The sequence below is a fragment of the Candidatus Methylomirabilota bacterium genome, from assembly GCA_035764725.1.
Classification (GTDB): Bacteria; Methylomirabilota; Methylomirabilia; order Rokubacteriales; family CSP1-6; genus DASRWT01.
The window spans coordinates 1-13978 of record DASTYT010000115.1 but is presented as its reverse complement, the minus strand read 5'-3'; the positions used below and the strand labels follow the sequence as shown (position 1 = coordinate 13978).

The following is a 13978-nucleotide window of genomic DNA, read 5'->3' as shown; positions in this document are numbered from 1 at the left end:
TGCGGCGCTACGCGCCCTTGTCCGCGGCGAGCCGGCGTAGCCGCGTCTCGCTCGCCTGATCCGCGGGGAAGAAGCACTCCACCCGCAGCTCGTGGAGCGTGATGTCGTATGGCACGCCCAGCCCGGCGAGCAGCGAGAAGAACGAGAGCCGCACGTCGCCCTTGACCAGCTCCACCGCGAGGAAGGGCGCCCGCGCCGCGTCCAGATCGAGCACGCGCCACTGGCGCGGCACATCGGGGTAGGAGAGGAGCTCCTCCAGCAGCCGGCCCGTCTCGGGCTCGCCCACGCCCCGCATGACGTCGCGGTGCAGCCACTGGATGAGCGCGGCCGCGGTGGGCTCCCAGTTCACGATGTAGGGACGCATCCCGCGCGGGTGATAGAAGAGCCGCATCGCGTTCGGCGGGCCGAGGGCGGCGATCTCCGCGGGGGCCAGGTAGAGGCTCAGCAACCGCTGGGCACCGCCATTGCTGAGCACGATGTTCCAGCCGCCGTCGAGGACCAGCGCGGGGAAGGGCTCCTGCTGACGCAGCATGAACTCGAGGGCGCGGCGCACGTCGGCCAGCTCGGGTGCCTCGAGCCCCCGTTCGCGGTAGATGGGGGCGAAGCCCGCCGCGGTGAGCAGCTCGTTGCGCGCCCGGGCCGGCACGTCGAGGGCGCGGGCGAGCAGCAGGACCATCTCGCGGCTGGGCTGGGCGCGGCCGGTCTCCACGAAGGAGAGATGCCGCGTCGAGACCTCAGCCTCCATGGCGAGCCCGAGCTGGCTGAGCCGCCGGCGCTCCCGCCACTGGCGAAGCAGCGTGCCGAAGGGGCTCAGCCGCGCCGCGCGAGGCCGGGGGGCGCGGCGATGCGCGCGGGCGCGGGGCGTGTGGCCGGCGCGGATCGGTGGCATGGGCGGAGTCTACACCGCGGGCGGAACGTGAGACATTACCTCCCAGGTAATTGAGACGGTGACCCGGGCAGCGGAGCATGCCTTCCAGGAGGACGGCGAGATGAGCGAGACCTTCGATCCCAAGGAGCTGAGCGCCCGATGGAAGGGCACGCTCGGCGAGCTGCTCGGCGTCGAGTTCGTCGAGGCGAGCAAGGAGCGCGTGGTGGCGCGCCTGACGATTCGGGATGACCTGCGTACCGTCGGGGGCCCGCTCCACGGCGGCACCCTGATGGCCTTCGCCGACACCATCGGCGCCGTCGCCACCGTGCTGAACCTTCCGCCCGGCGCGGGCACGACCACACTGGAGTCCAAGACGAATTTCTTCGCGGCGGGCCGCGACGGCATCGTCCAGGCGGAGGCGACGCCGCTCCACCGCGGCAAGCGCACCCAGGTGTGGCAGACGCGCATCACGGACGCGTCGGGGCGCATGCTCTCGCTCACCACCCAGACGCAGATGGTGCTCATGTGACCGGATCCGCGAGGCCGCTCCGCGTCGCCTTCGTGGGCGGCTTCGCGGCGTGCTTCGTGGAGCCGGTGCGGGCCCGCGTGGCGACGCCCTGCGAGCTCGTCATGGGCGACGAGCGCGAGGTGCTCGCGCGCCTGGGCGACGTGGACGTGGTGGTGACGCTGGCCTTCACGCCCGCCATGGGCGCCGTCGCGTCCCGGCTGCGCCTGGTCCAGGTGCCCGGCGCCGGCGTCGATCGCATCGACCGCCGCGCGCTCCCGCCCGGCGCCGTGGTCGCCAATGCCTACGGTCATGAGCGGGGCATCGCGGAGTACGTGCTGGGCGCCATGCTCGCCTGGAATCACCGATTCGTCTCGGTCGACGCGAATCTGCGGCGCGGCCGCTGGGACGCCGCGTGGTCCCACGACGCCCCGCCGCCGCCGTTCGTGCCCGAGCTGGGCGGGAAGACGCTGGGCATTCTCGGCTACGGGCGCATCGGCCAGGCGGTGGCACGCCGGGCGCGGGCGTTCGACATGACCGTCCACGCGATACGCCGCGAGCCCAGAGGCACGAGCACCGAGGGCCTGGTCTCGCTCGCGGGGCCGGAGGGGCTCGACGCGCTCCTGGGCGCCGTGGACTATCTGGCGATCACGCTGGCCCTCACCCCGGAGACGCGCGGGATGATCGGCGCCCGCGAGCTGGCGCGGATGAGGCGCCGCGCCGTCGTGATCAACGTGGCGCGGGGCGAGATCGTGGACGAGGATGCGCTCTACGAGGCGCTGGCCGCCGGCACGATCGCGGGCGCGGCGCTGGACGTCTGGTACCGCTATCCCGCCGCGCCGGGCGCCACGCTGCCGTCACGCCGGCCCTTTCACGAGCTGCCGAATGTGCTGATGACGCCGCACGTATCTGGCTGGACCGAGGGCATGCTGGACGCGCGCGCCGCCGTGATCGCGGGCAACATCGAGCGCATTGCCCGGGGAGAGGCGCCGGTCAACCTCGTCGCCTGACGTGGTAGAGTGTGCGGCGCCATGGGCAAGCTCGACGGCAAGGTCGTCCTGGTCACCGGCGCGAGCCGCGGCATCGGCGCGGACATCGCCCGCCTGTTCGCCGCGGAGGGCGGCCGCGTGGTCTGCGCGGCGCGCACGCTTCGGGAAGGAGATCACCCATTGGCCGGCTCGCTCGAGCACACGGTGGGCGAGATCACGGCGGCCGGCGGCCAGGCCACCGCGATCGCGGCCGACATCTCCGAGCCGGACGAGTGCGCCCGCCTCGTCCGGGCCGCCCGCGACGCCTATGGTCCCATCGACGTCCTGGTGAACAACGCCGCGCTGACCTACTTCATCGAGGTCAAGGACTACCCCGTCAACAAGTGGCTGCGCTCGTGGGCGGTGAACGTCCACGCGCCATTCGTCCTCTCCAAGCTCGTGCTGGAGGACATGATCCCGCGCCGCCGCGGCAGCATCGTGAACATTTCCTCGGGCTCGGCCATCGGCCCCGGACGCGGACCCTATCCCGAGCCCGAGCGCTATACCGGCGGCACCTGCTACGGGGCGGAGAAGGCGGCGCTCGAGCGCTTCACCCAGGGGCTGGCACGCGAGGTCTACCCGCACGGCGTCTCCGTCACCGCGGTGTCGCCGTCGCAGGTGGTGCCCACCCCCGGCACCGTGCACCACAAGCTCGTGCGCAGCATGGACGATCCGCGCGGTGAGCCGCCCATCCTGATGGCCCGGGCCGCCCTCATTCTGGCCACCGAGCCGTGCGCGCGCATCACGGGACGGGTGACCTACAGCCAGGAGATTCTCAAGGAGCACGGCTGGATCGCCGAGGCCCGGGGGCGCGGCGTCGACAGCCGGGGCAGCGGCTACTCGCAGATCTGACGGCCGCCCGCGGGCGTCGACGGGGGACATTTCACGTTGACGCTGCCGCCACCTTAGGTATAACTAACTACATGCGTGCGCTCGTCGGCTCGCTCGCCCTGCTCCTGGCGCTCGGCACCGCGGCGCTGGCCGACGTCCAGGACCTGCGCGAGCGTGGGCTCGCCGCGATCCGGAGCCTCACCGGGTGCTTCCTCGTGGACTACAGCTTCGTCGAGGTCGAGAGCCTCCGCCCCGGCTACACGCGGGATCCGCGCGTCTACGACGTCAACCGGGACAAGTCGGTGAAGGAATGGATCACCGCTGAGCAGATCGCGCCGAATCGCATCTGGCTCCAGCGCATCCTCTTCGCCGCCGACCTCGACGGAACTGTTCGGATGGATAGCGTGCTTCGCCATCAGTCGGAGGATTGGGAGTTCGACGCGCCCTTCCTCTACGACTTCACGGGGCCGCAGATCTGGCAGCCGCGCGATCTCCGGGCCACGCCCCATCTCTGGACGCGGCGGGTCACCAATCTCGACGACGGCCCGCGCTATCAGTGCGCGGGGGCGTGGACCGCCGGCGGCTATCCGGAATGGTCGTGCGACAGCTACGCCCCCGTGCCCGGACGGGAGACACGCGACATGGGCCGCTCCGACTATCAGGCGCTGGACCGTCGCACGCGCATCGTGGCCTACGGCTCGAGCTTTCTGGAGCGGCAGAACAACGTGAAGACGCTTCATGCCCAGGGCGTCCGCACCCCCCTCGTGCGCGAGCTCGGCAAGACCTGGTACGTCCGGCTGCCCGAGGGGGAATGTGCGGTGGGCGCGGCGTTCTCCCGCGATCGCGCGGCCTTCTGGGAGTTGCTCCGGGCGACCTGGGACGGCGTGCTGAACGGCGCCGGCCCCTTCGTGGAGCGGACGCCGCCTGGCCAGCCTCCTCGCTTCGTCAAGATGTTCGAGGTGGAGGAGGAATTCATGGGCAAGGATTTCACGGATCCCACGGTGCGCGAGGCGGCCCGCGCGCGCATCCGGGGCGTCATCGACGCGTACCGGGCGCCGTAGCGGGAGCCGACGCGTGCGCATTCGGGATTCGTTCCGCCGCATCGCGCCGCGCGCCGCGCTCGTCGCGGTCGCCTGGCTGCTGGTCGCGAGCCCAGCCACCGCGCAGGCCCCGCCGGGCGCCGAGCCCGATCCCGCGCAGTTGATCCTCCACATCCTGGACTACGTGGCGGTGGACTATTCGGGCGCGGTGCAGGACGGCAAGGTTCTGGACGAGGGCGAGTACCGCGAGCAGGTCGAGTTCGTGGGACAGGCGCGCGCGCTGCTGGGGCGCCTCGAGGCGCGGCCCGAGCGCGCGGGGCTGGAGGCCCAAGCGGACCGGCTGGTCGCCCTCGTCAAGGCCAAGGGGTCCGACGCCGACGTGGCGCGCCTTGCCGGCGGGTTGCGCTGGGCGCTCATCGGCGCGTACCGCGTCGACGTCGCGCCGAAACGTGTCCCCGACCTCAAGCGAGGCGCGGCGCTCTTCGCCGCGCGCTGCGCCCTCTGCCACGGCGCCACGGGCCACGGCGACGGGCCCGCGGCCCAGAGCCTCGATCCCCGGCCCAGCGACTTCTACGACGCCGAGCGCATGAGCCAGCGCAGTCTCTACAGTGTGTTCAGCACGATCACGCTGGGCGTGGAGGGCACCGCGATGGCGGGCTTCCGCGACCTCACCGAGGACGAGCGCTGGGCGCTGGCTTTCCACGTGACCGGGCTCGCCGCGCCGGAGGCGGAGCGCGCCCGCGGCCAGGCCCTCTGGACCGCGGGCAAGGGCCGCGACGTGTTCTCCGATCTCGCGAGCCTTGCCACGCGGAGCCCACGCGAGCTCACGGCGCGCCACGGCGCCGACGCCGCGGCGTTCCTCGCCTATCTCCGCAGCGATCCGGAGGCGCTGGTGCCGCAGGGCAACGCGGCCATCGCCATCAGCCTTCGCCTGCTTCGCCAGAGCCTGGAGGCGTATCGCGGCGGGCGGGCGCGCGAGGCGCAGGACCTCGCGGTGTCCGCCTATCTCGACGGCTTCGAGCTGGCCGAGCCCAGCCTGGACGCGGTGGACCACCCGCTCCGCCTGGCCATCGAGGGCGAGATGCTTCGCTTCCGCGGGCTCGTGAAGGAGGGGGCGCCCCTCGGGGCGGTGGAGACCCAGGCGGGCAAGGTGGAGGCGTTGCTCACCCGGGCGCAGGCGCGGCTCGACACGGACCGGCTCACGCCGGCCGCGACGTTCGTGTCGGCGTTCATCATCCTGCTGCGCGAGGGGCTCGAAGCGCTGCTGGTCGTCGCGGCGGTGATCGCGCTACTCGTCAAAGCGGGCCGGCGCGACGCGCTCCCGTGGGTGCACGGCGGCTGGGTCGTGGCGCTGCTGCTGGGCGGGGTCACGTGGTGGGTGGCGTCCCGCGTGCTCACGATCAGCGGCTCGACGCGCGAGACCACCGAGGGCGTGACGGCGCTCGTGGCCGCCGCGGTGCTCCTCTACGTGGGCTTCTGGATGCACGGCAAGAGCCAGTCGCACCGCTGGCAGGCCTTCCTCGAGGCGCGGCTTGCCGGCGCCCTGTCGGGGCGCACGATGCTCGCCCTGGCCTCCGTGTCCTTCCTCGCCGTATACCGCGAGGTGTTCGAGACCGTGCTCTTCTACGAGGCGCTGGCCGCGCAGGCCGGGCCGAGCGGCGGGCCGGCACTGCTCGGCGGGCTCGCGGCGGCGGCGGTGGCCCTGGTCGCGCTCGGTTGGGTCATCGTGCGCGGCAGCCTCCGGCTGCCCATCGGGCTCTTCTTCGGAGTGTCGGCCATCGTGGTCGGAGTCCTCGCGGTGGTGTTCGTGGGCAACGGCATCGCCGCGCTCCAGGAAGCCGGGGCATTCCCTCAGCACGCGCTGGAGCTTCCCGCCATCCCGCTGCTCGGCATTCACCCGAGCGTCGAGGGGCTGACCGTGCAGGCACTGCTCCTCGTGATCCTCGTCGCGGGCTTCGCGTGGAGCTCGCGCGTGGCGCGCGAACGGCCCGCGTAGTATCCTCGCCGCCATGGAACAGCGCCCCGTCGGTCAAAGCCCGCTCCGCGTCTCCGCCCTCGGTCTCGGCTGCATGTCACTCTCCGGCGTCTACGGCGCCGCCGACGACGCGGCCTCCGTCGCCCTCGTCCAGCACGCGCTGGACCGCGGCATCACGCACGTCGACTCCTCGGACATGTACGGGTGGGGCCACAACGAGACGCTGCTGGGGCGCGCGCTGCGCGGCCGGCGCGATCGCGTGGTGCTCGCCACCAAGTTCGGGCAGACGCGTAACGCGTCGGGGGCGAATCTCGTCAACGGCCGCCCCGAGTACGTGCGCGAAGCGTGCGACGCCAGCCTGACCCGCCTCGGCGTGGACGTGATCGACCTCTACTACCAGCATCGCGTGGACCCGTCCGTGCCCATCGAGGACACGGTGGGCGCGATGAAGGGGCTGGTGGAGGCGGGCAAGGTGCGCGCGCTCGGGCTGTCCGAAGCCGCGCCCGCGACGATCCGCCGCGCGCACGCCGTGCATCCCATCGCCGCGGTGCAGAGCGAGTTCTCGCTGCTCTACCGCGTCGAGGCCGAGGAGACGCTGCGCGTGTGCCGCGAGCTCGGCATCAGCTTCGTGGCCTATTCCCCGCTGGGGCGCGGCTTCCTGACCGGCCAGATCCAGAAGATCGCCGACATTCCCGAGGGCGATCGCCGCCGCGACCACCCGCGCTTCCAGGACGGCAACTTCGGCCACAACGTGGACCTCGTGCATCGCATCGAGGCCATCGCCGCGGAGAAGGGGTGCACGCCCGGGCAGCTCGTGCTGGCCTGGCTGCTCGCGCAGGGGCCGGACGTGCTGCCGATACCCGGGACCAAGCGAAAGGACCGCCTGGAAGAAAATCTTGGCGCGGCGGCGGTGAAGCTCGGCCCCTCGGACGTGGCGCGCATCGCCGCCGCGGTGCCGGCGGGCGCCGCCGCGGGCACGCGCTATCCCGCGCCGCAGATGAAGAGCGTCTACCTCTAGGCGCCGCGTCTCACGGCCTGGCCCCCGGGGGGGCCTTGCCGCCTGTGTCCGGCGCCGCGCCGCCCGGCGTCGCACCGCCGGAGCGCCGCCCGCCGCCCGACCGGCCGCCTTCCTGGGCCGCACGGATCTCGACCTTGGCGCCGGCCACGAGCCGCGGCATGCCGTCGGTCACCACCTTCTCGCCGGGCTTGAGCCCGTCGCCGACCACCGTCTCGTTGCCCTGGGTGCGCTTCACGGTGATCCGCCGCGTCTCCACGGTGGAATCGTCTCTCACCACGAAGACGAACGTGCTGTTGCCCTGGCCGGTCTGGACCGCCTGCGCGGGTACGACGATGGCGTCGGGCTCGGTGGAGAGCACCAGCTCCACATTGGCGAACTGGCCGGGCCAGAGCTTCCGCTCCGCGTTGGTAAAGGTGCCCTTGAGACGGATCGTGCCGGTGGCGGCGTCCACGACGTTGTCCACGAAGCTCACCGTGCCCCGCTGGGGCTGAGCGTCACCGGCGGGGGTCGCCCGCACCTCGAGCGTCCCCTCGGCCATGTAGCGACGGATGGCGGGCAGCTGCTGCTGGGGCACGGTGAAGGAGACGTAGACGGGCTGGATCTGGTTGATGACGACGAGAGTGGAGTCGGACGTCCCGCCCGCGCGTACGATGTTGCCCTCGTGCAGCATGAGGCTGCCGGTGCGGCCGTCGATGGGCGAGGTGATCTTGGTGTAGCCGAGCTGGATCTTGGCGCTGTCCACCATGGCCTCGTCGCCCCGCACCGTCTGCTCGGCGGCCTTGATGGCGGCCTCGTCGGCCCGCACCGTCTCCTCCGCGCTCTTCACGTCGGCCTCATCGGCCCGCACTGTCGCGGCGAGCGCCTCCGCGGTGGTGTGGAACTGCTCGGACTGCTCGAGCGAGATGAGCTCACGCTTGTAGAGCTCCGCGTAGCGCTTGGCCTCGGCGTCCGCGGTGCGCGCCTGCGCCTGGTCGCGCGCGAGGGCGGCGCGCGTCTGGAGCACCCGCGCCCGGTCGCGCTGGAGCGTCGCGCGTGCCTGCTGCACGAGCCCGGTGTCCTTGGCGAGGGTGGCCTCGGCCTGGGCCAGCGCGGCCTCGAAGGAACGCGGGTCGATGGTGAAGAGCAGCGCGCCCTTCTTGACGTCCTGGCCTTCGTTGAAGTGCACCTTCGTCAGCTCGCCGCCCACCTGGGCGCGCACGGAGACCACGGAGAACGCCTCGACGGTGCCGATGGCTTGCAGCTGCAAGGGCATGGCCTTCTGCTCGACGGGAGCGACGGCCACCGGCACCGCGGCGGTCGCGGGCGGCGCCTTGGATTCGGCCTTGTCACGCGAGCAGGCGCCCAGCATGACGACGAGGGCCAAGATCAGCACGACGAGGGGGACGGAGCGCGAGGCCCGGATCATGCGGTCTCCAGGGTCTGCGTCGTCGGGCGGGCCCGGCGCCCATGCCAGGCGCGGAGCCGGTCGAGATAGAGATAGACCACGGGGGTCGTGTAGAGCGTGAGGAGCTGTGAGAGGACGAGGCCGCCCACGATCGTGATGCCGAGGGGCCGGCGCAGCTCGGCGCCGGTACCGAGGCCCAACGCCAGCGGCAGCCCGCCCAGCAGCGCCGCCATCGTCGTCATCATGATGGGGCGGAAGCGCAGGAGACACGCCTCGTAGATGGCTTCGGCGGGGCTCTTGCCGCCCGTGCGCTCGGCGTCGAGTGCGAAGTCGATCATCATGATCGCGTTCTTCTTCACGATGCCGATGAGGAGGACGATGCCGATCATCGCGATGACGGAGAGGTCGGTGCCGAACAGCATGAGCGCGAGAATGGCGCCCACACCCGCGGAGGGCAGCGTGGACAGGATGGTGAGGGGATGGATGTAGCTCTCGTAGAGCACGCCCAGCACGATGTAGACGGCGGCGAGCGCGGCGAGGATCAGATAGGGCTGCGAGGCGAGCGAGGACTGGAAAGCCTGGAGGGTGCCCTGGAAGCTGGCGCGGATCGTGGGCGGCAGCCCCACCTCGCGCTCGGCCGCGCGGACCGCGTTCACCGCATCGCCCAGCGCCACGCCGGGGGCGAGGTTGAACGACAGCGTGACCGCGGGGAACTGGCCCTGATGGGCCACCTGCAGCGGCGTCAGCGTGGGCGTGAAGTGCGCGAGGGTGGAGAGCGGCACGGGCGGGCCGCTCGGCGTCTTTACGTAGATGCCGGTGAGGGCGTCGGGATTCTGCTGGAACGCGGGATCGACCTCCATCACCACGCGGTACTGGTTGAGCTGGGTGAAGATCGTCGAGACCTGTCGCTGGCCGAAGGCGTCGTAGAGGCTGTCGTCGATGCCCTGGGGTAAGATGCCGAGCCGGGAAGCGACGTCGCGGTCGATGACGAGCTTGGCCTGAAGCCCTCGGTTCTGCTGGTCGGTGGACACGTCGCGCAGCTGGGGCAGCGCGCGCAGCTTGGCCAGCATGCGCGGCGCCGCCGCGTTGAGATCGCCCAGCTCCCCGCCCGCGCTCTGCAAGGTGTACTGGAACTGCGCGTTGCTCGCCCGCCCCCCGATCCGTAAGTCTTGCACCGCCTGGAGGAAGAGCGTCGCCCCCGGCACATGGGCGAGCTTGCTCCGGAGGCGCGTGATGACCTGGTCGGCGGTGACGTTGCGGTCGTGCTGCGGCTTGAGGGACACGAACATGCGGCCGGTGTTGGTGGTGTTGCCGCCCCCGGTGAAGGCGACCACGTTGGACACGGCGGGATCGGCCATCACCGTGGTCACGAACTCGTTCATCTTCTGGCGCATGGCGGGGAAGGAGATGTCCTGCTCGGCCTGGATGTTCCCACTGATGCGGCCGGTGTCCTGCTGGGGGAAGAAGCCCTTGGGCACGACGACGAAGAGGTAGATGTTGACACCGATGGTGCCCAGCGTCACGAAGAGGATCAGCAGCGGATGCCGCAGGCACCAGCCGAGCGTCACGCGGTAAAAGGCCAGCGTGCCGTCGAAGGCGCGCTCGCCGAGCCGAGCGAGCCGGCCCGGAGGCCGCTCGCGCTTCGGGCGGAGCAGGACGGCGCAGGCCATGGGCGTGACGGTGAGCGAGACCACCATCGACATCAGGATCGCGAGCGTCAGGACCACCGCGAACTCGCGGAAGAGCCGGCCCACGAGGCCGCCCATGAGCAGGATGGGAATGAACACCGCCACCAGCGACGTGCTCATCGAGAGCACGGTGAAGCCGATCTCGCGCGCGCCGCGGAGGGCGGCGGCGAGGGGTGATTCGCCCACCTCGAGATAGCGGGTGATGTTCTCGAGCACGACGATGGCGTCGTCCACCACGAAGCCGGTGGAGATGGTGAGAGCCATCAGGGAGAGGTTGTCGAGACTGTAGCCGAAGAGGTACATGCCGCCGAAGGTGCCGAACAGCGACAGCGGGATCGCGATGCTGGGGATGGTGGTGGAGCGGACACTGCGGAGGAACACGAACACCACCAGGATCACGAGGGCCACCGAGAGCGCCAGCGTGAGCTGGATGTCGCGGAAGGACGCGCGGATGGTGGTGGTGCGGTCGAGCACGACGGCGAGCGTCATGGCGGGCGGGATGGAAGCGCGCAGCTCCGGCATCCGCTCGAGCACCCGGTCCACCGTTGCGATGATGTTGGTCCCGGGCTGGCGGAAGACGATCAGCAGCACCGCCCGCTCGCCGTTGGCGACGCCGGCGTTGCGGATGTTCTCCACCGACTCGGACACCGTGGCCACGTCCGAGAGGCGCACCGGAGCGCCGTTCCGGTAGGCCACGATCACCGGGCGATACTGCTCGGCGGTGAAGAGCTGATCGTTGGCGGTGATGGTCCAGGCCCGGTCGGGGCCGGCCACCGCCCCCTTGGGCGTGTTGGCGTTGACCGTGCGCAGCGCGCCCCGCACCTGGTCGAGCCCGATGCCGAGCTGGGTGAGACGCAGGGGATCGACCTGCACGCGCACCGCGGGTCGGGCCGCGCCGCCCACGATGACCTGGCCGATGCCCTCCACCTGCGAGAGCTTCTGGGCCAGGATCGAGTCGGCGGCGTCGTAGAGGCGGCCGATGGGCAGGATGCCCGAGGTCACCGCCAGGATCATGATGGGGGCGTCGGCGGGATTGACCTTGCGGTACGTCGGATTCGTGGGCAGGGTCGCGGGCAGGTCGCTGCTCGCCGCGTTGATGGCGGCCTGCACGTCGCGCGCAGCCGCGTCGATGCTTCGGTTGAGGTCGAACTGGAGCACGATGGTGGTGTTGCCGAGCAAGCTCGTGGACGTCATCTCGGTGATGCCCGCGATGCGGCCGAACGAGCGCTCGAGCGGAGTCGCCACCGAGGCCGCCATGGTCTCCGGGCTCGCCCCGGGAAGGTTGGCCTGCACCTGGATGACGGGGAACTCCACCTGGGGCAGCGGGGCCACCGGCAGGACGCGATAGGCCATCGCCCCCGCCAGCAGCACGGCCACGCTCAGCAACGTGGTGGCGACCGGGCGTCGGATGAAGGGCTCGGCGATGTTCATCGCGGCGAGCCCTTCACGAGCCGTCGCCCGCGGGGGCGGGGAGCGGGTGCGGCGCGGCGGCGGCCCGACCGCGTCGGGTGATCCGGTCGAAGGCCAGGTACACCACCGGCGTGGTGTAGAGCGTCAGCACCTGGGAGAGCAGGAGGCCGCCCACGATGGTGATGCCGAGCGGGCGGCGGAGCTCGGCGCCGGTGCCGGTGCCGAAGGCGAGCGGCAGCCCGCCGAGGAGCGCGGCCATCGTGGTCATCATGATGGGCCGGAAGCGCAGGAGACACGCCTCGTAGATCGCCTCGTGCGGAGGCTTGCCGCGCTCGCGCTCGGCGTCCAGCGCGAAGTCGATCATCATGATCGCGTTCTTTTTCACGATGCCGATGAGGAGGATGATGCCGATCAGCGCGATCACGGAGAGGTCGGTGCGGAACAGCATCAGCGCGAGGATCGCGCCCACGCCCGCCGACGGCAGCGTGGACAGGATCGTGAGGGGATGGATGTAGCTCTCGTAGAGCACGCCCAGCACGATGTAGACGGTGACGAGGGCGGCGAGGATGAGGAAGGGCTGGGTCGCGAGCGAGTTCTGGAACGCCTGCGCGGTGCCCTGGAAGGTGGCGCGAATGGAGGGCGGCATGCCGATCTCGCGCTCGGCGTTGCGGATGGCCGCCACCGCATGGCCGAGGGAGGCGCCGGACCCCAGGTTGAACGAGAGCGTCACCGCCGAGAACTGCCCCTGGTGGTTGATGGCGAGCGGCGTCAGCGCCGACTCCCAATGCACGAAGGACGACAGCGGCACCTGGGTGCCCGAGCTCGACTTCACGTAGATGCTCTTCAGCGCCTCGGGGTCCTGCTGGTACTGCGGGGCGACCTCCAGGACCACGTGGTACTGGTTGAGCTGGGTGAAGATCGTCGAAACCTGGCGCTGGCCGAAGGCGTCGTAGAGCGTGTCGTCGATCACCTGCGGGACCACGCCGAGGCGCGACGCAGTGTCGCGATCGATCACCAGCGCCGCCTGAAGCCCCCGGTTCTGCTGGTCCGTCGCCACGTCGCGGAGCTCGGGCAGCCGGCGCAACCGCTCCACCACCTTGGGCGTCCACTCCGCCAGCTCGGCGGCGTCGGCATCCTCCAGCGAGTACTGGTACTGCGTGCGGCTCACGCGGTTCTCGACCGTGAGGTCCTGCACCGGCTGCATGTAGAGGGTGATGCCGTCGACCTCCGCCACCTTGGGCTGCAGGCGCTGGATGATCTCGGAGGCGTCGAGGTCGCGCTCGTCGCGCGGCTTGAGGTTGATCTGGATGCGGCCGTTGTTGGGCGTCATGTTGACGCCGTCCACGCCGATGAACGACGTGAGGCTGGCCACGTCCGGATCCTTCAGGATCACCGCGGCGAGGGCCTGCTGGCGGTCGGCCATGCGGTCGAACGACACCGTCTCCGGCGCCTCCGAGATGCCGAGGATCACGCCGGTGTCCTGGACGGGGAAGAAGCCCTTGGGCACCACCACGTAGAGGACGATCGTGAGGACCAGCGTGGCCGCGGTCACGAGGAGCGTGGCGGGCTGATGCCGCAGCACCCAGGTGAGCGTCCGGCCGTAGAACGCGATGCTCCGGGTGAACATCGCCTCCGTCCAGCGGTAGAAGCGGCCCTGGGCGCGCGCGTGGTCGCGGCCGAGAATCTGCGCGCACATCATCGGCGTGAGGGTCAGCGACACCACCGCGGACACGAGGATCGTCACGGAGAGCGTGACGGCGAACTCGCGGAAGAGCCGGCCCACGATGTCGCCCATGAAGAGGAGCGGGATCAGCACCGCGATCAGCGACACCGTCAGCGAGACGATGGTGAAGCCGATCTGGTGTGATCCCTTGAGCGCGGCCTGGAGCGGCGACTCCCCGGCCTCGATGTAGCGCGCGATGTTCTCGATCATCACGATGGCGTCGTCGACCACGAAGCCGGTGGAGATGGTCAGCGCCATCAGCGAGAGGTTGTCCAGGCTGTAGCCGAGCAGGTACATCCCGCCGAAGGTCCCGAGCAGCGACAACGGCACCGCCACGCTGGGGATGATGGTCGCCCGCGCGCTCCGCAGGAACAGGAACATCACCATGACGACGAGCGCGATGGTGAGCGCGAGCGAGAATTGCACGTCGGCCACCGAGGCGCGGATCGTCGTGGTGCGGTCGGTGAGGATCGTCACCTCGACCGACGAGGGCAGCGAGGCTCGGAGC

The 13978-nt window shown here is 70.9% G+C and carries 10 protein-coding genes; 6 read left to right on the top strand and 4 right to left on the bottom strand.

Annotation, left to right across the window (positions count from 1 at the left end; all coding sequences use genetic code 11):
- Window positions 1-7 precede the first annotated feature (7 nt).
- On the bottom strand, window positions 8-889 hold the full coding sequence (locus VFX14_18425; protein ID HEU5191666.1) for a helix-turn-helix transcriptional regulator: 882 nt from the start codon (window positions 887-889) through the stop codon (window positions 8-10).
- Between the two features lie 100 nt (window positions 890-989).
- On the opposite strand from VFX14_18425, the gene VFX14_18420 reads away from it, so the two are divergent.
- The 6 genes from VFX14_18420 (at window position 990) to VFX14_18395 (ending at window position 7265) form a co-directional block, all read left to right on the top strand.
- Entirely contained in the window at window positions 990-1397 is a 408-nt protein-coding gene (locus VFX14_18420) for a PaaI family thioesterase (protein HEU5191665.1), read from the top strand.
- A complete protein-coding gene (locus VFX14_18415; GenBank protein ID HEU5191664.1) occupies window positions 1394-2383 on the top strand; it encodes a 2-hydroxyacid dehydrogenase in 990 nt (329 codons plus the stop codon). The genes VFX14_18420 and VFX14_18415 overlap by 4 nt, the downstream gene beginning before the upstream one ends.
- A 21-nt stretch (window positions 2384-2404) precedes the next feature.
- The gene (locus tag VFX14_18410) at window positions 2405-3253 is read left to right on the top strand and encodes an SDR family NAD(P)-dependent oxidoreductase (protein ID HEU5191663.1); all 849 of its coding nucleotides are present in this window, start codon (window positions 2405-2407) and stop codon (window positions 3251-3253) included.
- A gap of 71 nt (window positions 3254-3324) precedes the next feature.
- Window positions 3325-4293, top strand: coding sequence for a DUF6607 family protein (locus VFX14_18405; GenBank protein HEU5191662.1), 969 nt, complete (start codon window positions 3325-3327; stop codon window positions 4291-4293).
- Window positions 4294-4306: 13 nt separating this feature from the next.
- Window positions 4307-6268: a cytochrome c/FTR1 family iron permease gene (locus VFX14_18400; GenBank protein HEU5191661.1), complete on the top strand. Its 1962-nt coding sequence runs from the start codon at window positions 4307-4309 to the stop codon at window positions 6266-6268.
- Between the two features lie 13 nt (window positions 6269-6281).
- On the top strand, window positions 6282-7265 hold the full coding sequence (locus VFX14_18395; protein ID HEU5191660.1) for an aldo/keto reductase: 984 nt from the start codon (window positions 6282-6284) through the stop codon (window positions 7263-7265).
- 10 nt (window positions 7266-7275) lie between these two features.
- Here the strand turns inward: VFX14_18395 and VFX14_18390 are convergent, their stop codons facing one another.
- The 3 genes from VFX14_18390 to VFX14_18380 form a co-directional block, all read right to left on the bottom strand.
- Window positions 7276-8670: an efflux RND transporter periplasmic adaptor subunit gene (locus VFX14_18390; GenBank protein ID HEU5191659.1), complete on the bottom strand. Its 1395-nt coding sequence runs from the start codon at window positions 8668-8670 to the stop codon at window positions 7276-7278.
- Complete coding sequence (locus VFX14_18385; protein ID HEU5191658.1) at window positions 8667-11768, bottom strand: multidrug efflux RND transporter permease subunit; 3102 nt, start codon at window positions 11766-11768, stop codon at window positions 8667-8669. The genes VFX14_18390 and VFX14_18385 overlap by 4 nt, the downstream gene beginning before the upstream one ends.
- A 13-nt stretch (window positions 11769-11781) precedes the next feature.
- Window positions 11782-13978 (bottom strand): efflux RND transporter permease subunit (locus tag VFX14_18380; GenBank protein ID HEU5191657.1); only part of this gene is annotated, 2197 nt, incomplete at its 5' end.